The sequence below is a fragment of the Azospirillum sp. Sh1 genome (assembly GCF_008365135.1).
GTDB classification, from domain to species: domain Bacteria; phylum Pseudomonadota; class Alphaproteobacteria; order Azospirillales; family Azospirillaceae; genus Azospirillum; species Azospirillum oryzae.
Window position 1 is genome coordinate 13,560 of sequence record NZ_VTTK01000015.1, and the last position, 21,257, is coordinate 34,816.

The 21,257-nt window shown below is 70.0% G+C and carries 13 protein-coding genes; 10 read left to right on the top strand and 3 right to left on the bottom strand.

Annotated features, from left to right (window positions below; translation table 11 throughout):
• The first annotated feature begins 28 nt into the window (after nt 1–28).
• From FZ029_RS16655 to FZ029_RS16680, 6 genes are all read left to right on the top strand, one after another.
• A complete protein-coding gene (locus tag FZ029_RS16655; RefSeq protein WP_149270226.1) occupies nt 29–1,087 on the top strand; it encodes a ketoacyl-ACP synthase III in 1,059 nt (352 codons plus the stop codon).
• A 200-nt stretch (nt 1,088–1,287) separates the two neighbouring features.
• A complete protein-coding gene (locus FZ029_RS16660; protein ID WP_149270228.1) occupies nt 1,288–3,150 on the top strand; it encodes a flagellin in 1,863 nt (620 codons plus the stop codon).
• A 142-nt stretch (nt 3,151–3,292) separates the two neighbouring features.
• Complete coding sequence (locus tag FZ029_RS16665; RefSeq protein ID WP_149270230.1) at nt 3,293–3,742, top strand: flagellar biosynthesis repressor FlbT; 450 nt, start codon at nt 3,293–3,295, stop codon at nt 3,740–3,742.
• The gene (locus tag FZ029_RS16670; protein ID WP_149270232.1) at nt 3,739–9,606 is read left to right on the top strand and encodes a tetratricopeptide repeat protein; all 5,868 of its coding nucleotides are present in this window, start codon (nt 3,739–3,741) and stop codon (nt 9,604–9,606) included. Before FZ029_RS16665 ends, FZ029_RS16670 begins: the two co-directional genes overlap by 4 nt.
• Entirely contained in the window at nt 9,606–10,295 is a 690-nt protein-coding gene (locus FZ029_RS16675; protein WP_149270234.1) for a tetratricopeptide repeat protein, read from the top strand. Before FZ029_RS16670 ends, FZ029_RS16675 begins: the two co-directional genes overlap by 1 nt.
• A 233-nt stretch (nt 10,296–10,528) precedes the next feature.
• A complete protein-coding gene (locus tag FZ029_RS16680) occupies nt 10,529–10,708 on the top strand; it encodes a YdcH family protein (RefSeq protein ID WP_042694032.1) in 180 nt (59 codons plus the stop codon).
• Between the two features lie 121 nt (nt 10,709–10,829).
• On the opposite strand, the gene FZ029_RS16685 is transcribed toward FZ029_RS16680, so the two are convergent.
• Nucleotides 10,830–16,301: a tetratricopeptide repeat protein gene (locus tag FZ029_RS16685; protein ID WP_247892333.1), complete on the bottom strand. Its 5,472-nt coding sequence runs from the start codon at nt 16,299–16,301 to the stop codon at nt 10,830–10,832.
• A 150-nt stretch (nt 16,302–16,451) separates the two neighbouring features.
• On the opposite strand from FZ029_RS16685, the gene FZ029_RS16690 reads away from it, so the two are divergent.
• Nucleotides 16,452–17,705, top strand: coding sequence for a methyltransferase (locus tag FZ029_RS16690; protein ID WP_149270236.1), 1,254 nt, complete (start codon nt 16,452–16,454; stop codon nt 17,703–17,705).
• Here FZ029_RS16690 and FZ029_RS16695 read toward each other — a convergent pair.
• The gene (locus FZ029_RS16695; protein ID WP_149270238.1) at nt 17,702–18,604 is read right to left on the bottom strand and encodes a tetratricopeptide repeat protein; all 903 of its coding nucleotides are present in this window, start codon (nt 18,602–18,604) and stop codon (nt 17,702–17,704) included. The genes FZ029_RS16690 and FZ029_RS16695 overlap by 4 nt on opposite strands.
• 211 nt (nt 18,605–18,815) lie before the next feature.
• On the opposite strand from FZ029_RS16695, the gene FZ029_RS16705 reads away from it, so the two are divergent.
• Together FZ029_RS16705 and FZ029_RS16710 are read left to right on the top strand one after the other, a co-directional pair.
• Nucleotides 18,816–19,427, top strand: coding sequence for a hypothetical protein (locus tag FZ029_RS16705; RefSeq protein ID WP_188051960.1), 612 nt, complete (start codon nt 18,816–18,818; stop codon nt 19,425–19,427).
• A 46-nt stretch (nt 19,428–19,473) separates the two neighbouring features.
• The gene (locus tag FZ029_RS16710; RefSeq protein ID WP_146205356.1) at nt 19,474–19,674 is read left to right on the top strand and encodes a putative motility protein; all 201 of its coding nucleotides are present in this window, start codon (nt 19,474–19,476) and stop codon (nt 19,672–19,674) included.
• A 26-nt stretch (nt 19,675–19,700) separates the two neighbouring features.
• Here FZ029_RS16710 and FZ029_RS16715 read toward each other — a convergent pair whose 3' ends face one another.
• The gene (locus FZ029_RS16715) at nt 19,701–20,105 is read right to left on the bottom strand and encodes a flagellar basal body rod C-terminal domain-containing protein (protein WP_149270244.1); all 405 of its coding nucleotides are present in this window, start codon (nt 20,103–20,105) and stop codon (nt 19,701–19,703) included.
• Nucleotides 20,106–20,415: 310 nt separating this feature from the next.
• Here FZ029_RS16715 and FZ029_RS16720 point away from each other — a divergent pair, with 310 nt between their 5' ends.
• A complete protein-coding gene (locus FZ029_RS16720) occupies nt 20,416–21,249 on the top strand; it encodes a protein phosphatase 2C domain-containing protein (protein ID WP_149270246.1) in 834 nt (277 codons plus the stop codon).
• Nucleotides 21,250–21,257 lie beyond the last annotated feature (8 nt).

The following is a 21,257-nucleotide window of genomic DNA, read 5'->3' on the forward strand; positions in this document are numbered from 1 at the left end:
GAGCCGTAAGGGAACAGGGGAGGCGGAGATGGTCGCCAGCCGGATCGACGGGGTGGGCGTGCGCGGCGTCGTCGGCTGCGTGCCGGAAGGACGCGAGACGGTCGGGGATCTCGCCCGCCGCTTCGGCGAGGACGCGGCCCGCAAGATCGCCGCGGCCACCGGGATCGAGGAGCGGCGGATCGTCGCTCCCGGCCAATGCACCAGCGACCTTGCGGAGGCCGCCGCCCGCCGTCTGCTCGACGGGCTGGGCTGGGAGCCGGGTAGCCTCGACCTGCTGGTCCTGGTGACCCAGACCCACGACCAGACGCTGCCGGGCACCGCTTCGCTCCTGCACCGGCGGCTCGGGCTGCGCAAGGGGGCGGCGGTGCTCGACATCACCCACGGCTGCTCCGGCTTCGTCTATGGGCTGTGGGCGGCGGCGGGGCTGCTGAAGGCGGTCGGACGGCGGGCGCTGCTGCTGGTCGGCGACACCACCTCGCGGCTGATCGATCCGGAGGATCGCGCCGTGGCGCCGCTGTTCGGCGATGGCGCCGCCGCGGTCGCCCTCGAACTGGACGACTCAGCTGATCCGATGGCCTTCGACCTGGGCAGCGATGGCACCGGTGCGCCCTATCTGGCGGCGGACGGCGGCGCGATGCGCCATCCCGACCGGCCGCCGCGGCTGTTCATGGACGGAACCCAGGTCTTCGCCTTCACCCTGCGCGAGGTGCCGGGCAGCGTCCGCGCCGTGCTGGAGTGTGCCGGCTGGACCACGGACATGGTCGACCATCTCGTCCTGCACCAGGCCAACGCCCAGATGATCCGCCATCTCGGCCAGAAATTGGGGGTTTCCGCCGATCGAACCGTCGTCGCCCTGCGTGAGGTCGGCAACACCAGCTCCGCCTCCATCCCGCTGGCATTGACGGGTTCGCTGGCGGAACCGCTGGCCTCGGGCTGCCGCCGGCTGCTGCTGTCGGGCTTCGGCGTCGGCTGGTCCTGGGGCAGCGCGGCGCTCGCCGTCGGACCGCTGGCGGTGTGCGAAACGGTTGTCCTGCCCGGCAGGAAATACCCGGCAGAATCTGCCGCCCCGGCAACCCCTGCCCCGTAATCGGCAGAATTTGCCGGCAGGTGGGCAAAATTTGCCGGGTGCGTTCCTGCCCACCGGCACGGATTACCAAGGAAACCCGGCAAATTTGAACTGGCCCGCTTCTTGCCTACCACTTTGGCGGGGGAATTAGTCCCCTTCCGGGCCAAGCGTTCCGAAAGCGGTGCGCGTCCGGACATTGATCCTCCAAAGGAGTGGCTATCATGGCTGGCAACGTTACCCTCTCATCGTCCATGCGGACCAACCTGCTGCAGCTGCAAAGCACGCAGGAACAGATCAACAAGAAACAGAACATCCTGTCGACGGGCAACAAGGTCAACACCGCTCTCGACGGCCCGACCGCCTTCTTCTCGGCCAAGGGTCTGAACCAGCGCGCCGGCGACCTGACGTCGCTGAAGGACGCGATGGGTCAGTCGATCAGCACGATCCAGGCCGCCGACAAGGGCCTGACCTCGATCGACTCCATGGTCGACCAGGCCAAGGGCCTGACCACCGCCGCCTATGCGGCGCTCGGCAACGATGCCGCCTCCATCGCCACCCGCAAATCGCTGGCCTCGCAGTTCAACACGCTGCGCGGACAGATCGACAAGCTGGCCGCCGACAGCGGTTACGGCGGTAAGAACCTGATCGCCGGCAACGGCCTCAGCATGGACAGCACCAGCTCGTCCCGTGCCGCCGTCAACACCATCGTCGGCGTCGACAACGCCCGCGTCACCAATGTGCAGGCGCCGGACACCTATTCGATCCGCATCAAGGGCGACGGCTCGATCGAAGGCAAGTCCGACGACATCAACTCGGCCGAAAATGCGCACGGCCTGACCGGCCTGAAGCTGTCGGGCACCATCTCCAGCACCTCGGGCAGCTTCTCCAACGTCCAGATCGAAGTGCGCGGCGCCAACGGCCGCACCCGTGACATCATCGTGTCGGACGGCAACGAAAGCCGGACGACCTCCTACTTCGACAACACGCAGACGACCTCCACCAACCTGACGCAGGCGGCAACGTCGACGCAGGCCCAGATCTCCACGGTGAACGTCAGCGGCACCGTCGAAGAAGGCGACATCTTCTCGATCACGGTGGAAGGCCAGACCTTCAGCTATACCGCCACCAGCGGCGACGTGGCCGTCGGCCAGAACGCCGCTGTCAACGTGGCGACCAAGCTGCAGGCCTCGATCAGCAGCGCCATCGCCACCGGCGGCCGTCTGGCCGGCAAGGATGTCTCCACCGCCTCCGTCGGCTCCAGCGGCACCATCACCCTGACCGGCAACACCACGAGCGGCGTGGTGCGCGATTTCTCCCTGACCTCCAGCACGACCAACGCGCTGACCAAGAAGATCTCGGAGAGCTTCGCGTCGGGCACGATCGTGTCCTTCACGGTCGATCGTCGCCTGATGGAAGCGGCGAACAACCAGGGCAACGGCATCTCGACCATCGAGAAGAAGGTCGACCTGCAAATCCAGGTCACCAACTCCAACGGCGCCCAGGTCACCCGCGACGGCATGAGCGATCAGGGCGACGGCAAGCTGGCGAGCGGCGACCAGGCCTTCGCCTTCGACAGCGGCACGGTCCATCTGAACGTCGATGCCAAGACCATCAAGCAGGCCGCTTCGGCGAACTGCTCGGCCAACATCGTCACCAAGCAGATCTCCGACGCCAACTCGTCGAACGACATCACCGTCCAGCTCAACGAGACGAACACCAATTCGATCACGGTGGGCGCGGTGAACCTGACCACCAGCGGTCAGGGCCTGAAGCTCGACGAAGCGCAGAACGACTGGACGGACCGCGCCGACATCGACAAGGCGGTCTCCGGTCTCGACAAGGCCAAGGCGACGATCCGCTCCGCGTCGCAGTCGCTGTCGACCAACCTGAACATCATCACGACCCGCGAGAACTTCACCAAGGAGTTCAGCGACGTGCTGACGGAAGGTGCCAGCAAGCTGACGCTGGCCGACCAGAACGAGGAAGGCGCAAGCCTGCTGATGCTGCAGACCCGGCAGCAGTTGGGCACCATCGCCCTCTCGCTGGCCAACCAGTCGCAGCAGTCGATCCTGCGCCTGTTCTAAGGCGTAGAGTTCGGACGGCAAGTTCGGGTAGGATCACGCCCGGCGGGCGGCGGCATCAGGCCGCCGCCCGTTTCTTTTTTGGGCCGGACCGGGCCGGCAAAGGCCGGACGGCGACGGCCCGCAAGCCCCGGGTTCCCCACTCATGCCACTCAAGTTCGTGCTTCGTCCCAACGAGAAGGTCATCATCAACGGTGCCGTCATCGGTGCCGGTGACCGTCCGGGCTCGTTCTTCCTTTACAACACCGCCAATTTCCTGCGTGGGCGCGAGGTGCTGAAGGAAGAGCAGATCGACTGTATCGAGAAGAAACTCTATTTCGTCATTCAGCTCGTCTACATCTTCCCGGAAGACTCGACGCTGAACCTTCAGCGCTTCGCCTCCATTCTCGACGAAACGCGGGAGGCGCGGCCCGACGCCGCCAAGACGCTGGACGAGATCACGCGGCTGGTCGAAGGCCGCAACTACTACCGGGCGCTCAAGCTCTGCCGCAAACTGTTCCGGGCGGCGAACGGCGCGGCGGTCGAAGACGGCGCCAATCAGATCGGCGGTGGGGCCGACGACGACGACACCCCGACGACAGACCGGATGCCGTGACCGCAGCCGATCTGCTCGACGCCGCATTGTCGCTGCACCGCGCCGGCCGCTTCGCCGAGGCGCTGGCGCTGTATCGCCGGGTCCTGATCGACGATCCGGCGCACGCCGACGCGCTGCACCTGTCGGCCATGATCGCCTACCAGACCGGCCGGACCGCCGAGGCTCTTTCCGGACTGGGGGCGGCCCTGGCGCTGCAACCGCGCTTTCCCACCGCCTACAACAGCCTCGGCAATGTCCTGGCCGATCTGGACATGCCGGAGGAGGCGCTTGCCGCCTATGGGGTCGCGATCAGGCAGAACGACCGCTATGTCGAGGCCTATGGCAACCGAGCCACCGTGCTTCAGCATCTCGGCCGGCGGGAAGAGGCGGCGGACTCCTATGCCCGCGCGCTGACCTTCGACCCCGACAATCTGACCGCCCGTTTCAACTACGGCATCCTTCAGCGGGAAATGGGCCGGATCGCGCCGGCGGCCAATGCCTTCTATGCGGTGGTCCAGGCCGATCCGTCGCGGTCCGCCGCCTGGCGGCATCTGGCGATCTGTCTGCGCGGGCTGGGCCACCCGGATGCGGAGGCCTGCCTGCGCCGTGCGCTGGAGGCTGCCCCGACGGACGAGGAGCTGTCGCTGGAACTGGGCGCGCTGCTGAATGGCCGGGGCGACCATGGGGGAGCCTGCGGCGTTCTCGCCCCGGCGGTCGCGGCGCATCCCGGCAATGCGCAGTTGCACTTCACCTTCGGCACCGCCCTGCAGGGCATGGGGCGGCTGCGTGAGGCGGTCGCGCAGTTCCGCCTTGCGTTGGACCGCGACCCGACGATGCAGGGCGCCTGCAACAATCTGGGCGTGGCCCTGCTCGAACTCGGGATGACCGGCGAGGCCGTCCCGGTGCTGCGCCGGGCGCTGGTCCTCAGCCCCGACGACGCCGTGGCGGTCAACAACCTCGGGACGTCGCTGGAGGATCGCTACGATCCCGCGTGCGATTTCGAACGGCCGGCGCGGTGGTACCGGCGCGCCCTGCGCCTTCGGCCCGACTACGGGAAGGCCCTGGTCAATCTCGCCGGCATCCACATCGGCAAGCGGGAGACCGACCGCGCCGAGCATCTCTGTCGCCGTGCCGCGGCGGCGGACCCCCGAAGCGTGGAGGCCTATTCCAATCTCGCCGGCCTGCTTCTCGAGCGCGACGATACCGGCGGGGCGGTTCGTCTGTACCGGCGTGCCTTGGCGGTCGACGCCGAGGACCCGGCCGCATTGACCGGCTACGGCTTGGCCCTGCAGATTCTCGGCCGTATCGGGGAGGCGGAGGCGGCCCATCGGCGCGCGCTGGAGATCGACGGCAGCAATGCGGAGGCCGCGGGCAATCTCGGCATGATGATCTGGCAATACCGCCAGGACCATGCGGCGGCCGAGCCCTTCATGAACCTCGCCCTGTCGGTCAATCCGTCGCTCGGCACGGCGCACCTCAACCGCGGTATGATGCGTCTCGCCCGCGGCGATCTCGCCGGCGGGTGGGAGGGATACCGCTGGCGTTTCAGGGCCAAGGGGTATGTGAACCGCCGGATCGCCGCCCCGCTGTGGCGCGGCGAGGAGCCCGGCGGCAGCCGCCTGCTGGTGTGGCGCGAGCAGGGGATCGGTGACGAAATCCTGTTCGCCTCCTGTTATCCGGCGTTGATCGCGCGCGCCGGGCATGTGGAGATCGAATGCGACCGACGGCTGGTGCCGTTGTTCGCACGCTCCTTTCCGCGAGCGACCGTCCGGGCGGAATCGGTCGATGCCGCGGGCAGGGAGACGATTCATTCGCCGGACCGGCCGCCGGGCGTCGATTTCCATGTGCCGGCCGGCGACCTGCCGGGCCACCTGCGCGGCAGCCTGTCCGCCTTCGAAACGCAAGGGCCCTGGCTGGTGCCGGATCCGGTGCTGGTGGAGCGCTGGCGGGAGCGGCTGGCGGCGCTGGGGCCGGGCTTGCGGATCGGCATCGGCTGGCGCAGCCAGTTGATGACGGCCGAGCGCAAGGCTTCCTATGTGCTGCTGGAACATTGGGGGCCGCTGTTCGCCGTCCCCGGACTGGTGTTCGTCAACCTGCAATATGGCGACTGCGAGGCCGAACTGCGGGCGGCGGAACAGCGCTTCGGCGTGACCATCCATCGCTGGGCCGACCTGGACCTGAAGGACGATTTCGACGGGGCGGCGGCACTGACCGCGAACCTGGATCTGGTGATCTCGCCGGCGATGTCGGCGGGAGAACTGGCGGGTGCGCTGGGGGTGCCGGTCTGGCGCTTCGGCAGCCGCGACTGGACGCAACTGGGCGCCGGCGTCCGGCCCTGGTTCCCGTCGATGCGCCTGTTCCAGCCCAACGCCGCCGAGGGGCTGGAGGCCATGCTGGACCGAATGGCGGTGGAGTTGGCGCGCGCGGCATCCGGCAAGCCTCCGCTGCCCCTTCCGGTCCCCGACGCGGACGGAAGGCCGGGAAGCGAGACCGACAGACTGACGGCGAATGCCGTCGCCCATTACCGCGCCGGCGATGCGGCGGCGGCGGACACCCTGGTGCGGCAGGTGCTCGACTCGACCCCCGGTCATCCGGTCGCCCTACATCTGGCCGGTGTGCTGGCGAAGCGACGCGGAGCATTGGAAGAGGCGCAGGCCCTGCTGGTCCGCGCCGTCGCCGCCGACCCGGTCAATGCCTCCGCCCATGCCGCGTTGAGCGAGGTCTGCCAGGGGTTGGGCCGCTTCGATGCGGCCGAGCGGGCGTCGCGCACCTGTGTCGCGATGCAGCCCGACGGTGTCGGGCACTGGGTCAACCGGACCGCGCTGCTGCGCCGCCTGGGGCTGGATGGGGAGGCGCGATCCGCCGTTGCCCATGCCCTGCGCCTGCGCCCCGATCTGGCGCCTGCCCATGGCCACCGTGCCGAACTGGCGCTACGTCCCGAGGATGCGGTGGCGGCCCATCGCATCGCGGTCGCCCTGATGCCGGGGGCCGCCGATATGCTCAGCAACCTCGGCACCGCTCTCCACAAGCTCGACCGTTTCGCCGAGGCCGCGCGCACGGCACGCCGCGCGATCCGCAGCGACCCCGGCCTCGCCGTCGCCTGGACCAACCTGGGCAACAGCCTGGAAGCGCTGGGCAGGGCCGCGGAGGCGGAGGCCTGCCACCGCACCGCGATCGGCCTTGCCCCGTCGTTGGCCGAGGCCCATGGCAATCTGGCCTATCTGCTGAAGCGGCAAAGCCGGCATGAGGAGGCGTTGGCCGCCTTCGATGCGGCCCTGCAGGCCGATCCCAAGCATGCGCAGTCCCACTTCAACCGCGCGCTCCTGCTTCTGGAGACCGGTGTCCTCCGGTCGGGCTGGAGCGGTTACGACTGGCGCTTCGGCACGCCGGCGTTCCGGAACCATCGGCGCCGGCTGTCGATACGGGCTTGGCGCGGCGAGAACATCGCCGGGCGGCGCCTGCTGGTGTGGCGGGAGCAGGGCGTCGGCGACGAATTCCTCTTCGCCTCCTGCTATGACGAGGCGATGCGGCGCGCCGGCCGTCTGGTGATCGAGTGCGACCGCCGGCTGGTGCGGCTGTTCGCGCGCTCCTTCCCCGATGCCGATGTCCGCCCGGAAAGCACCGACCCGCGCGACGCCGATGTCCAGATCGCCGCCGGCAGCCTGCCGCGCCTGCTGCGCACCGAGTTGAAGCGCTTCCCCGAACGGACCTCCTGGCTGGTGCCGGATCCGGTGCTGGTGGAGCGCTGGCGGGAGCGGCTGGCGGCGCTGGGGCCGGGCTTGCGGATCGGCATCGGCTGGCGCAGCCAGCTGATGACGGCCGAGCGCAAGGCTTCCTATGTGCTGCTGGAACATTGGGGGCCGCTGTTCGCCGTCCCCGGACTGGTGTTCGTCAACCTGCAATATGGCGACTGCGAGGCGGAGCTGCGGGTGGCGGAACAGCGCTTCGGCGTGACCATCCACCGCTGGGCCGACCTGGACCTGAAGGACGATTTCGACGGGGCGGCGGCGCTGACCGCGAACCTGGATCTGGTGATCTCGCCGGCCATGTCGGCGGGGGAACTGGCGGGTGCGCTGGGGGTGCCGGTCTGGCGCTTCGGCAGCCGCGACTGGACGCAGCTGGGCACCGGCACACGTCCCTGGTTCCCGTCGATGCGCCTGTTCCAGCCCAACACCGGCGAGGGGTTGGAATCGACGATCCGGGGGATGGCGGACACCCTGCGGGCCACCTCGCCAGGACCGGTGCCGGAGTCCGTACCGGTGGTTGCAGCATCGCCGGAGCCCGAGGCGCAACCCGATTTCGACGCCCTGCTGAACCGGGCCGCCGACCTTCACCGCGCCGCCCGGCTGGCGGAGGCGGAGGCCGCCTATCGCGCCGCCATCGCCGCCGATCCCGACCGCAAGGCCCCTGGCCATGCCGATGCGCTGCATCTTCTGGGATTGCTGATGCACCAGACCGGGCGGAACGACGAGGCGCTCGCCCTGATCGGCGGGGCGTTGCGGATCGACCCGGCCTTTCCCCAGGCCTGGAACCATCTGGGACTGGTGCAGGAGGCGGATAAGCGCCATGCCGACTCGGTCCGCGCCTTCACCCGCGCGCTGGCCCTGCACCCCGCCTTTGCCGAGGCGCTGACCCATCTGGGCCTCGTTCACCAGACCTGCGGGCGGGTGAACGAGGCCATGAAGCTGCATCGCCGCTGCATCGCCCTCCAGCCGGAGCATCTCCCGGCCCATGCCAATCTCGGCCACGCCTGCGAACTGTTGGGGCGCATGGCGGAAGCGACCGGCCATTACCGCCGGGCGCTGGCCCTGCAGCCGGGGTCCGCCGACGCCGGCAACAACCTCGCCACCATGGCCACGCTGGCCGGCCGGCCGGAGGAGGCGAAGATCCATCTGCGCCGCGCGTTGCGGATCGACCCGGAGTTTGCCCTGGCGTCCTGGAACCTCGGCCTGCTGGACCTTGCAGACGGGTGCATCGCGGAAGGCTGGGCCGGCTATGGCCGCCGCTTCTCCGCCCGTCAATTGCAGCGGGCGCGCCGCATCGACCGGCCGGTCTGGACGGGGGAACCGTTGCGGGGGCGGCGACTGCTGGCCTGGTCGGAACAGGGGGTGGGCGACGAGATCCTGTTCGCCTCCTGCTTCGACGCCTTGCAAGGGCTGGACGGTCCGGTCACGGTCGAATGCGACCGGCGGCTGGTCAGTCTGTTCGCCCGCTCCTTCCCGTGGGTGACGGTGCGGGCCGAGACCGCGGACGCCGCCGGGCGCGAGACGATCACTCCGCCGGATTGCGAATTGCAGATGCCGGCCGGCACCTTGCCTGCCCTGGTCCGCGACCGGGTGGACCGCTTCCCCGGCCGTCCGGCCTATCTGCGCCCTGATCCCGACCGCATCGCCCTGTGGCGCGACCGGCTGGCCGCCCTGCCCGGCCTGAAGGTGGGGCTGGCATGGCGCAGCCAAATCGTCACCGCCCAGCGCGCCGCCGCCTATACCGGTCTGGCCGACTGGACGGCCCTGCTCGATCTGGCCGGCGTCAGCGTGGTCATGCTGCAATATGGCGACTGCCGCGCCGAACTGGCACAGGTGGAAACGGCCACGCGCCGTCTTCATCGCTGGGACGACCTGGACCTGAAGGACGATTTCGAGGGGGTTGCGGCCCTGATCGCCAACCTGGATCTGGTGATCTCGCCGGCCACGGCGGTCGGGGAACTGGCCGGTGCCTTGGGCGTCCCGGTCTGGCGGCTCGGCACCCGCGACTGGACGCAGATGGGAACGGGTGTGCGGCCCTGGTTCCCGTCGATGCGGCTCATCCAGCCGCCAGTCGGCGAGGGACTTGCCGCCGCCGCCCGGCAGGCGGTACGCGCGCTGGCGGAACTGGCGCCGGCCTGATGACCGACCTTCGCGCCCTGCTTGCCGAAGCGTTCGACCGTCACCAGTCCGGCGGGTTCGAAGAGGCGGAACGGCTCTACCGCCGCATCCTCTCCATCGATCCGGCCGAGACGGAGGCCCTGCACCGGGCCGCGTTGCTGGTCGCCCAGCTCGGCCGGCTGGAGGAGGCCGACGGGCTGCTCCGCCGGGCGCTGGCACAGGATCCGGCGGAGACCGAGGCAGCGGTCAACCATGGCAAGATTCTGCGCGCGCTGCGCCGTCCCGAGGCGGCGGCCTGCCGCTTCCGCCATGCCCTTGCGCTCGCCCCCGCCATGCTGACGGCGCTGGAAGGGCTGGGACATGCCGAGCGCGAGGGCGGACATGCCGCTGCGGCGGCCACCGCCTATGGCCGGGCGGCACTGGCCGGCGCCGGGCCGGCGGTGCTTCACCAATGGGGCGTCGCGCTGGACGGCATCGGCCTTGCGGAGCAGGCGGTGGAGGCCCTGCGCCGGTCCGCCCGCCTCGACCCGACGGTCCCGTCGGTGGCCTTGCGGCTGGCCGGACTCCTCCATCGGATGGGACGCCGCGGCGAGGCGGCCGGCTGGTATCGCCGTGCGCTGGTGATTCAGCCCGGCCACGCGGAGGCACGCCGGTCGCTCTCGGCCATCGTCGCCGTCACCGCCGCAGGGGGGCCTCCACCGGCGACATAACCCTTTGGTTCAAAGGGTCAGCTTACCTCCGGATGGTGTTGCGCGAAATGATTTCAAGATCCCACCCCTGCGACCCACTGTCATACGTCTGAACGGTTGGGGCATTTTTTCGCATGGTTTGACTGCATAAAACGCAAGATTAGGGTTGTTCGGCGCTTCGGATGGGTGAACACTGTTGTCACCGGCCCGTCACATTGAGGCGGGAAGCGGACTGATCCTATGGAGAGCGACTCATGCACACTGAAGCTCGCCTTTCGTCTCTGCAAGACAAGCACATGCGCCTGGACCGGGCGATCCTCGACGAGGAAAAGCGCTCCTGGCCGGATGAGAGCGCAGTGAAGCGCCTCAAGCTCGAAAAGCTGCACGTCAAGGAAGAGATCGACCGCCTGACGCGCACCGGCCCGATGAATTAATCCCCCCAATCACAGCATCGACCTTCAGACATCACCCTTGAACAGGGGTTCAATAGGCCGGGTTGAGGCGGGTCGCCTCACCCGGCTTTTTTGATGCGCTGCTTTGCGATGGCCGGCCTTTTCAACCGATGGCCCGACCGGGACGCGCAAGCTCCGCCGCCACGGCCGGCAGCAGATCGGCCACCTGTTGGCCGGGGCCCGTCCGGAACAGACGCATCGACGGGAACCAGGGCCGCACCCCGGTGCCGAGCATAGTCCAATCGCCCGTCCGCGCCAGCCGCCAGACCGGCACGCCCAGCGCCGCAGCCAGTTCTCCGGTGGAGGTGGCGGGCGCGATCACCAGATCCAGGGCCGACATCAGCGCCGCCGTGCCATCGAGGTCGTTGCGCAGGTCGAGGTCGGGGAAGGCGTGCGGCGCACGGCCGAAAGCCTCCCGGGCCGCCGCCAGTTCGGCCCCGCAGTCGCCATATTGCAGATTGACCGGAATCAGCCCCGGCAGGGTCAGCACAGGCTGCCAATCCTCGATCCGCGTATAATCAGGCATGCGGTCCGGATCGAGCTGGCCGCTGCGCCAGGCGATGCCGACCCGCAAGCCCTCTCCCAATTCGGCCAACCGCCGGCGCCAGCCGTCGACCGCCGCCGGGTCGGCACGCAATGCCGGTTCCAGCCCGGCGAACCCTGTCAGGGAAGCGCCCAAATGGCGCGACAGCGATCCGATTGGGAGATGGCAGTCGACATCGGTCGACGGTTCGGCCAGGGAGGCCGGCACTGCCCGCACCGTCGCCTGCGGGAAGGAGCGGGCGAACAGCGGGACGAAGCGCGGGTCGCATTCCACCACGATGCGCCCCCCCTGCCGGCCGGCGCGGGCGATCAGTTCGGGCAGGCGCTGGGCGAACATCAGCTCGTCGCCGATCCCCTGCTCGCGCCAGACCAGCAGGCTCTTCCCCGACAGGTCACCGCCCGTCCAGAGCGGGGCCGCCGGGCGGCGGACGGCGGACGTCAGGTCGCGCGTGTCGAACCGCCGATCATAGCCTTCCCATCCCTGCGCCAGCCGGCCGGCGGCGAGGTCGAGAACCCCGGCATTGAAGGCCGCCGCCGCGTGGCCGGGTTCGGCCGCCAGAGCACGGCCGCACCACAGGGCCGCTGCCGCGTCGTCTCCCATTTCGCGCAGCAGCCGGCCGCGGTTCGCCATTCCGTCGGCCAGGGCGGGGGCGAGCGCCAGGGCGTATCGGCCCGCCCGCTCCGCGGCGTTCAACCGGCCGAGACGCCGCAGCGCCACCGACAGGTTCACCCATCCCGCCTCCAGCGCCGGTGCCCGCCGGAGCGCCTGGGCATGGGCCCGCTCCGCTTCGCCCCAACGGCCGAGCCGGGCGAGGGCCGCGCCCAGATTGTCATACGCCTCCGCAAGGTCGGGGTCGGCGGCGACCGCCCGCCGGTGGAGCGGCACGGCGGCCCCGCTCCGCTCCAGCGCGTCGAACGCATTGCCGAGGTTGGTCAGCGCCGCGGCGTTGCCGGGCTGAAGCGCCAGGGCGGTCCGGAAACCGGCGGCGGCCGGTCCTGCCCGCCCGAGTGCCAGGCGAACGTTCCCCAGGCTGATATGCGCCGTCGCATAATCCGGGGCGGCGGCGACCGCCGCTGCGATGCGCGCTTCGCCGCGTTCCGGCGCGCCCGTCTGGTGGGCGAGCAGGCCGGACAGATGGAGCGCCACCGGATCCCGCGGGCGGTGTGCCAGCACCCGCTCGTAAAGCGGGGCTGCCGCAGCGAAGGAACCGGCTCGATGGGCGGCGACCGCCTGCTCCAGAAGCCGGTCCGGGTCGGGGTCCGTGGTCTCGCCATCCCCAATACCGACAGATGCCCCGGCAGGCGCCGTCCCCCTCCCGCGCGGCGATGCGGTGGCCCGCAATGCCTTCGCCATCTGGACCAGTGCCGCCTCCAGCCCCTCGCCGGTGTTGGGCTGGAACAGGCGCATCGACGGGAACCAGGGCCGGACGCCGCTGCCCAGCTGCGTCCAGTCGCGGCTGCCGAAGCGCCAGACCGGCACACCCAGCGCCCCCGCCAGTTCCCCCGCCGACATTGCCGGCGAGATCACCAGATCCAGGTTCGCGGTCAGCGCCGCCGCCCCGTCGAAATCGTCCTTCAGGTCCAGGTCGGCCCAGCGGTGGATGGTCACGCCGAAGCGCTCTTCTGCCGCCCGCAGCTCCGCCTCGCAGTCGCCATATTGCAGGTTGACGAACACCAGTCCGGGGACGGCGAACAGCGGCCCCCAATGTTCCAGCAGCACATAGGCCGCCTTGCGCTCGGCCGTCATCAGCTGGCTGCGCCAGCCGATGCCGATCCGCAAGCCTGGCCCCAGCGCCGCCAGCCGCTCCCGCCAGCGCTCCACCAGCACCGGATCCGGCACCAGCCAGGAGGTCCGTTCGGGGAAGCGCTTCAACTCGGTGCGCAGCAGGCGCGGCAGGCTGCCGGCGGCGATCTGGACATCGGCGTCGCGCGGGTCGGTGCTTTCCGGGCGGACATCGGCATCGGGGAAGGAGCGCGCGAACAGCCGCACCCGCCGGCTGTCGCACTCGATCACCAGACGGCCGGCGCGCCGCATCGCCTCGTCATAGCAGGAGGCGAAGAGGAATTCGTCGCCGACGCCCTGCTCCCGCCACACCAGCAGGCGCCGCCCGGCGATGTTCTCGCCGCGCCAAGCCCGTATCGACAGCCGGCGCCGATGGTTCCGGAACGCCGGCGTGCCGAAGCGCCAGTCGTAACCGCTCCAGCCCGACCGGAGGACACCGGTCTCCAGAAGCAGGAGCGCGCGGTTGAAGTGGGACTGCGCATGCTTGGGATCGGCCTGCAGGGCCGCATCGAAGGCGGCCAACGCCTCCTCATGCCGGCTTTGCCGCTTCAGCAGATAGGCCAGATTGCCATGGGCCTCGGCCAACGACGGGGCAAGGCCGATCGCGGTGCGGTGGCAGGCCTCCGCCTCCGCGGCCCTGCCCAGCGCTTCCAGGCTGTTGCCCAGGTTGGTCCAGGCGACGGCGAGGCCGGGGTCGCTGCGGATCGCGCGGCGTGCCGTGCGCGCGGCCTCGGCGAAACGGTCGAGCTTGTGGAGAGCGGTGCCGAGGTTGCTGAGCATATCGGCGGCCCCCGGCATCAGGGCGACCGCGATGCGATGGGCCGCCACCGCATCCTCGGGACGTAGCGCCAGTTCGGCACGGTGGCCATGGGCAGGCGCCAGATCGGGGCGCAGGCGCAGGGCATGGGCAACGGCGGATCGCGCCTCCCCATCCAGCCCCAGGCGGCGCAGCAGCGCGGTCCGGTTGACCCAGTGCCCGACACCGTCGGGCTGCATCGCGACACAGGTGCGCGACGCCCGCTCGGCCGCATCGAAGCGGCCCAACCCCTGGCAGACCTCGCTCAACGCGGCATGGGCGGAGGCATTGACCGGGTCGGCGGCGACGGCGCGGACCAGCAGGGCCTGCGCCTCTTCCAATGCTCCGCGTCGCTTCGCCAGCACACCGGCCAGATGTAGGGCGACCGGATGACCGGGGGTCGAGTCGAGCACCTGCCGCACCAGGGTGTCCGCCGCCGCCGCATCGCCGGCGCGGTAATGGGCGACGGCATTCGCCGTCAGTCTGTCGGTCTCGCTTCCCGGCCTTCCGTCCGCGTCGGGGACCGGAAGGGGCAGCGGAGGCTTGCCGGATGCCGCGCGCGCCAACTCCACCGCCATTCGGACCAGCATGGCCTCCAGCCCCTCGCCGGCGTTGGGCTGGAACAGGCGCATCGACGGGAACCAGGGCCGGACGCCGGCGCCCAGTTGCGTCCAGTCGCGGCTGCCGAAGCGCCAGACCGGCACCCCCAGCGCACCCGCCAGTTCTCCCGCCGACATCGCCGGCGAGATCACCAGATCCAGGTTCGCGGTCAGTGCCGCCGCCCCGTCGAAATCGTCCTTCAGGTCCAGGTCGGCCCAGCGGTGGATGGTCACGCCGAAGCGCTGTTCCGCCACCCGCAGCTCCGCCTCGCAGTCGCCATATTGCAGGTTGACGAACACCAGTCCGGGGACGGCGAACAGCGGCCCCCAATGTTCCAGCAGCACATAGGAAGCCTTGCGCTCGGCCGTCATCAGCTGGCTGCGCCAGCCGATGCCGATCCGCAAGCCCGGCCCCAGCGCCGCCAGCCGCTCCCGCCAGCGTTCCACCAGCGCCGGATCCGGCACCAGCCAGGGGGGCTGCGGTTCGAAGGCGGACAGGTTGCCGCGCAGCAGTTCCGGCAGGTCGCCCGCGGGAACCTGCAGGTCGCAGTCCGGCGGTACGATGGTCTCGCGCGGGATCTCGCCGAAAGCGTCACCGGTGCAGCTTTCGGCCCGCACCGTGGCCTTGGGGAAGGAGCGGCGGAACAGCGGGACCAGCCGCGGGTCGCATTCGATGGTGACCGGCCCGCCCGCCCAGGCGACGACGTCCGGATAGCAGGACGCGAACAGGACTTCGTCGCCCACCCCCTGCTCGCGCCACACCAGCAGCCGCTTGCCGCGCAGCAGCTGCCCACCCCAGCGCGGGATGTCGAAGCGCCGGTCCGGTATCGCCTCTCCGGCGGCGAACCGCCGCTCGTACCCCGTCCAACCGCGCGTCAGGTCGCCGTGACGCAGCGCCAGGAGCGACAGGTTGTAGGTCGCGGTGGCAAGGTCGGGCTGCTGGGCCAACGCCTCCTCGAAGCAGACCGCCGCCTCGTCATACCGCCCCAGTGCCTGCAGCGCGTTGCCGAGGTTGTATCGCGCCTCCACGAACTCCGGATGATGTTCCAGCGCCTGTCGGTGGCAGATTTCCGCCTGATCGGGACGGCCCAGCCGTTTCAGCACGCTGCCGAGATTGTTCAGCGCCGCGCTGTGGCGCGGGTTGCGCTTCAGCGCCTGTCGATAGGCGATCTCCGCGCTCTCCAGGGCGCCCTTCTGCTGCAGGACGGCGCCCAGATTATACTGTGCCGTGGCGTCGTCCGGACGGTGCCGGGCCACCAGCCGATGCTGGGCGATGGCCTCGTCCAGCCGTCCGCTCATCGCCAGCGCATCGCCAAGGTTGTTGTGCGCCTCGACCATGCCCGGCACCAGCCGCACGGCGTGGTCCAGCGCCGCCACCGCATCGCCATGGCGATGGCGTGCGGCATGGCCGTTGCCGAGATTGTACCAGGCCTTGGCATAGTCCGGCTTCAGCGCCAGCGCCGCGGCGAAGGCCTGTTCCGCCTCTTCATGGTGTCCGAGGACGCCCAGGGCGTTGCCCAGATTGTGCCGGCGCTGCGCCCCTTGCGGGTCCAGGGTTGCGGCCTTGCGGTGGGCCTGCACCGCGTCATCCGGTCTGCCGGCGGCGGACAGCGCGCTGCCCAGATTGTCCCAATAGTCGGGGACGCCCTTCGCCTGCGCCAGCGCCTTGCCGATCAGGGTCACCGCCTCGCCGGCGCGGCCCGATTGCAGGGCCACCACCCCCAGCAGATGCAGGGCGTCGGCATTGCGCGGTTCCGCCGTCAGCACCGCGCGATAGCCGCGCTCCGCCTCGGCGAGGCGCCCGGCCTGATGGTGTGCCACGGCCTGCGCCAGCATGTTGGTGTGCTTCGCCACGTTCCGGCCCCGTCCCTGACTGTCCCCACCCTCAAAGGGAGTGCCATCATCGGTGGATCACGGTAAAGATGCCATTGATAATGATGACATTGATATCGGCGGCAAATCGGCCGGTGCAGGCGCCGCCGGCGGGAAAGAGGAGAGCACGCGATGGCAGGGTCACGCTTGTCCTTGCGCGGTGGACTGCGGGGAGCCGCCGTGGCGCCGGCGGTCAGGCTCAGCCGGCAGGCGGATGCGCTGGCATCGGCCGGCGACGCGGCGGGGGCGGAACCGCTCTATGCGCGGGCGCTGGAGGCCGATCCGACCCTGGCGGGGACCCACAACAACCACGGCAACGCCCTGCGCGCTCTCGGCCGTCTGCAGGAGGCCGCCGCCGCCTACCGCGCCGCCGTCGCCCATGGCCTGCATGAGGGGATGGCGCACTACAACCTCGGCTCCGTCCTGCGGCAGGCGGAGCGGCATGGCGAGGCCGACGATGCGTTCCGCCAGTCGTTGGCGCTGCGGCCGGACCATGCGGAGGCGTGGAACAACCGCGGGAACCTGCTGCGCGACCTCGGACGCTTCGGCGAGGCGGCGATGGGCTATCGGCGGGCGCTCGCCCTGCGGCCGGACTGGGCCGACGCCCACGACAATCTCGGCGCCGTGCTCTACCTGCTGCACGAGCAGGGCGGGGTGGAAGAGGCGGCGGCGCTGGCCCGGCTGTGGCGGCGCGACCACCCCGCCAACCCGCTGGCGCGCCACATCGGCGCCGCCATCGCCGGGGAGGAGGCCGATGCGCGCGCGCCCGACGACTATGTACGCCAGACCTTCGACCTGTTCGCCGAGGAGTTCGACCGCAAGCTGGCGGAGCTTGATTACCGCGCGCCGTCGCTGCTCGCCGGCCTGCTGGCGGAGGAGGAACGGCGCAGCGGCCTCGACGTGCTCGACGCCGGTTGCGGCACCGGGCTGTGCGCCGCCTCGCTCCGGCCCTATGCCCGCCGGCTGGTCGGCGTCGACCTGTCGGACGGCATGCTGGATCGCGCCCGCACCCGCGGCCTGTATGACGAACTTCAGGCGGCCGAACTGGTCGGTTTCCTCACCGAGCGGCCGGGCGCCTTCGATCTCGTCGTCGCCGCCGACGTCTTCTGCTACTTCGGCGTCCTCGACGAGGCGTTCGCCGCCGCCCGCGCGGCGCTGCGGCCCGGCGGCCGGCTGGCTTTCACGGTCGAGGAGTTGGAGCCGGCCGACGGACGGCCCCACCGCGTCGCCACCCATGGCCGCTATGCCCATGCCGAAGCCTACGTCCGTGCGGCGGTGGCGGGTGCGGGGCTCTCGCTCCGGCGTTGCGACCATGACCGGCTGCGCTACGAAAGCGGTGAGCCGGTGATGGGGCTGGTGGTGCTGGCGGAGCGGACCCCCGCTTAGCGGGGCCGCCGCGGCCGGCGGGGGGACGGCGGCTTCGGCGCCGGTGTCGGTTGGGGCGGAGCCGGCTGCGGCTGGGCCAGCGCGTCGGCCTCTTCGCCACGACCCAGCGCCCGCAAGGCCAGGGCAAGCGTGTCGCGCGGCGCGGGATGGGCCGGGTCGATGCGCACGGCTTGGCGCAGCGGGGCCAGCGCCGCCGCTGCCCGATTGGTGGCGGCAAGCGCGATGCCGAGGTTGAGCGCGGCCGACAGGAAATCCGGCACCAGCGCCAGCGCGTTGCGGAAGGCGATCACCGAATCCGCGCGAAGCCCGGCGGCGAACAGGGCGTTGCCCAGCAGGAAGGCGATGTCCGCATCCCGCGGGTCGAGTGCGGCGGCCCGGATCAGGTCGGCCAGGGCCGGCGTCACCTGCCCCGATTCCAGCCGCAGCCGTCCGCGCGCGTGCAGCAGGTCGGTCAGCTTTTCCCGCGCCGGCTCCAGCATCGGTTCGATCCGCAAGGCACGTTCCAGCAGTTCGGCGGCGGCATCGACGGCCGCCGCATCGCCGCGGCTATGGCGGGCGAAGGCTCGGTCGGTCCAGGCCTCCGCGAAATCGGGGCGCAGAGCCAATGCGCGGCGATAGCCCGCTTCCGCCTCGCCCAGGCGATCCAGGCCGCGCAGCAGGTTGGCGCGGTTGGCGTGGATGTCCGCCGCCTCCGGCCGCAGGGCCAGCGCCTTGTCGACCAGCGTCAGGCCGAACTCGCCGCGGCCGACCTGACCGGCCAGAACGCCGAGGTAATGCAATGCGTCCGGCTGTTCCGGCTCGGCATCGAGGATGCGGGTGTAAAGTTCCTGCGCCTCGCCGAAGCGGCCGGCAAGATGAAGGTCGAGCGCCAGCGTCAAGGCTTCGAGGATCGTGGCCATGATCCTACGCTTTAGGACGACCGGTGCCGTCGCCGCAAGCCCGCCCGCGCGGAAAACCGGATTTTCGACAGGAATATGCCCGTAACGCGCAACCGCGTTTCGCCGAAAGGGTTAGATTGGCAAACCCAAATAAGAGTAAAGAAAGCCTTTACGCTCCGCCGGGGTTACGGTAATTTAATGTTCAATTCTCACCGATTCGGATAAGCCGGTCATGAACGTGGCGGCAGCCACATCGACGGTCTCGCGGCCGTTCGCCTTCATGACGCCCCGCGGCAGCAATGCCGTAGAAACAGGGGCCGGCACCCGGACTCCGACTTCCGCCGTACCTGCCGATCCCCAGCCGGACGCCGGCGGCACCAATCCGCTGGTCAACCGCTTCCCGACCATCGCCTTCAGCTACGACACCGATGCCTCGCGGCTGGTGATGCTGTACCGCGACCCGGCCAACGGGAAGACGGTGTCGCAAATCCCGACCGAAGCGGCGCTGAAGCAGTACAAGGAAGCCCAGCAGAAGGAAAAGAACGCGGAACGCGCGTCGCTGCTGAAGCTGACGGTCGGCGGGGATGGGCAGGGGAGTGGGCAGGCAAGCGGACAAGCGGGCAGCCAGTCTGCGGCCTATGGTCGCAATGCTTCCGGCGCTTCCCCGGTCGCCGGCGCCGGACTCTCTGCCGGAACAGGGAATTCGACCTCCGCCGTTTCCACCTCGACTGCCGCCCCGGTTGCGCTTGCGGCTTCCGCTACGTCCTCGTCCGTGGCACAATCGTCCTCGACCAACATCGCGTCCGCCGGCAGTTCTGCCGCGCGGGTGAATGTGGTCATCTGAAAACGCGCTCTTCGCGGGGGCGCTATTTCCGGGGGCCAGGATCGCCATGGACGTCACGTCATCGACCGCCGGCGCGGCGATTGCTCTGAAGCAGGCGCAGAACCAGATGAATTTCGGCGTGAAGGCATTGAGCCAGAACGCCGATCAGCAGCAGGCGACCGTCGCCGCGCTGGTCCAGCCGGAGGGTGGCTCCGGCGGCGGCAACGTCACCCCGACACGCGGGCAAAATCTGAACATCACCGTCTGAACCCGTCCGCAAGCACAGCCGGCCGCTCAGACTTTCGAGTCGAGCAGAGACGTCAGCATTTCATCCTGTGTGCGGACGACCGCGATGTTGGCGCCGTAGGCGCGGCTGGCGGCCATCTGGTTGACGCGCTCCGTCGCCAGATCGACGTTGGGCGCCGCCACCATCCCGTCGCCGTTCGCCGCACTGTCGTCCGGCGCATATTCCTGCAGATAGGCCGGGGTGATCGGCGTGAAGGTCGCGCGCGTTCCGGGATTGGCATCGGACTGTGCGACCGCCAGCGGCTGGTAGGGCGCGCGCTTTCCCTCCGCCGTCCCATCGGTCGTGGGAACCGCCCCGGTGGAGCGGACATTGGCGACGTTGGAGGCCGAGGCGTCCAGCCGCCGCGTCTGGGCGGTCAAGCCGCTGAGCGCGATTCCGATGCTGGCGGCCATGGCGGTCCATCCTTCGTCCGACAGGAATGGTCGAAGTCTACCACATCGGTTTTCCAAGGACAGCCGGGCTATTGCCGCGCGGTTGCGCTGTGCGATCATCGGCAGGGGCAATCGTCGGGCCGGGACAATCGCCCGGCACAATCACCGCTGTATCTTTCGGGGTGCTTGCGCCATTATCGGACAAACGGTCGCCGCTCCCTTCCCGTATTGCCGGGTCTCCCGGTGCTTCCGGTCCCGATGGAGCCGGCCCGGAAATCCGGTCCCACCATCCATGGGGCCAGACAGTCGCGAGACGGGAGCCGCCGCCTGAATGCCGAACTCAGCCTATGTCCTGACCGTCGCCGGCCTCACCGACGTCGGGCGCACCCGCTCCCGCAACGAGGATAGTTTCCAGGCCAGCAGCGACTGTGAATTCGCGGTCGTCTGCGACGGAATGGGCGGCCATGCCGGCGGCGACATCGCCAGCGGCAAGGCGGTGGAGGTGATCTGCGGACTTCTGCGCGGTCATGCGCCGATCGAGCCGATCACGCTGGTGGACGGGATCTCCGTGGCGGACCACGACGATGCCGACCGCACCCTGACCGACCCGGCGGCGGCCGAACCGGCGGTGCGCCGGGCGCTGTCGGTCGCGCGGTCGGCGGTGCAGCAGGCCAACCGGTCGATTTTCGACTTGAACACCGCCCGCGGATTTGCGCAGGGGCGCGGCATGGGCACCACGGTGGCCGGCGTCTGGCGGGTTCCCGGCACGGCGCAGATCGTGGTCTTCCATGCCGGCGACAGCCGGGTCTATCGCCTGCGCGATGGCGAGTTGCGCACCCTGACGCGCGACCACAGCCTTTACCAGATCTGGCTCGACAATGGCGGGCGGGGGACCGCGCCGCAGCGGAACATCATCGTCCGGGCGCTCGGCACCGCGGAGGATGTGGAGCCGGAGGTCGGCGTGCATTCGCTGATGCCCGAAGATGTCGTCATGCTCTGTTCCGACGGGCTGAACGGCATGCTGCCGGATGGGCTCATCGCCCGTATCCTGCGGGAGGAGCCGGACCCGGCCCGCGCCGCCGCCGCCCTGGTCGACGCGGCCAACGCGGCCGGCGGTCAGGACAACGTCACCGTCGTGGTCGGACGCTTCACCGCGACGGCGTGATGCCGTTC

What these genes read in the sequence shown, in the direction of transcription:
- FZ029_RS16655 (WP_149270226.1), top strand. Translation starts at nt 29, where the DNA reads ATGGTCGCCAGCCGGATCGACGGGGTGGGCGTGCGCGGCGTCGTCGGC.
- FZ029_RS16660 (WP_149270228.1), top strand. Translation starts at nt 1,288, where the DNA reads ATGGCTGGCAACGTTACCCTCTCATCGTCCATGCGGACCAACCTGCTG.
- FZ029_RS16665 (WP_149270230.1), top strand. Translation starts at nt 3,293, where the DNA reads ATGCCACTCAAGTTCGTGCTTCGTCCCAACGAGAAGGTCATCATCAAC.
- FZ029_RS16675 (WP_149270234.1), top strand. Translation starts at nt 9,606, where the DNA reads ATGACCGACCTTCGCGCCCTGCTTGCCGAAGCGTTCGACCGTCACCAG.
- FZ029_RS16680 (WP_042694032.1), top strand. Translation starts at nt 10,529, where the DNA reads ATGCACACTGAAGCTCGCCTTTCGTCTCTGCAAGACAAGCACATGCGC.
- FZ029_RS16690 (WP_149270236.1), top strand. Translation starts at nt 16,452, where the DNA reads ATGGCAGGGTCACGCTTGTCCTTGCGCGGTGGACTGCGGGGAGCCGCC.
- FZ029_RS16695 (WP_149270238.1), bottom strand. Translation starts at nt 18,604, where the DNA reads ATGGCCACGATCCTCGAAGCCTTGACGCTGGCGCTCGACCTTCATCTT.
- FZ029_RS16705 (WP_188051960.1), top strand. Translation starts at nt 18,816, where the DNA reads ATGAACGTGGCGGCAGCCACATCGACGGTCTCGCGGCCGTTCGCCTTC.
- FZ029_RS16710 (WP_146205356.1), top strand. Translation starts at nt 19,474, where the DNA reads ATGGACGTCACGTCATCGACCGCCGGCGCGGCGATTGCTCTGAAGCAG.
- FZ029_RS16715 (WP_149270244.1), bottom strand. Translation starts at nt 20,105, where the DNA reads ATGGCCGCCAGCATCGGAATCGCGCTCAGCGGCTTGACCGCCCAGACG.
- FZ029_RS16720 (WP_149270246.1), top strand. Translation starts at nt 20,416, where the DNA reads ATGCCGAACTCAGCCTATGTCCTGACCGTCGCCGGCCTCACCGACGTC.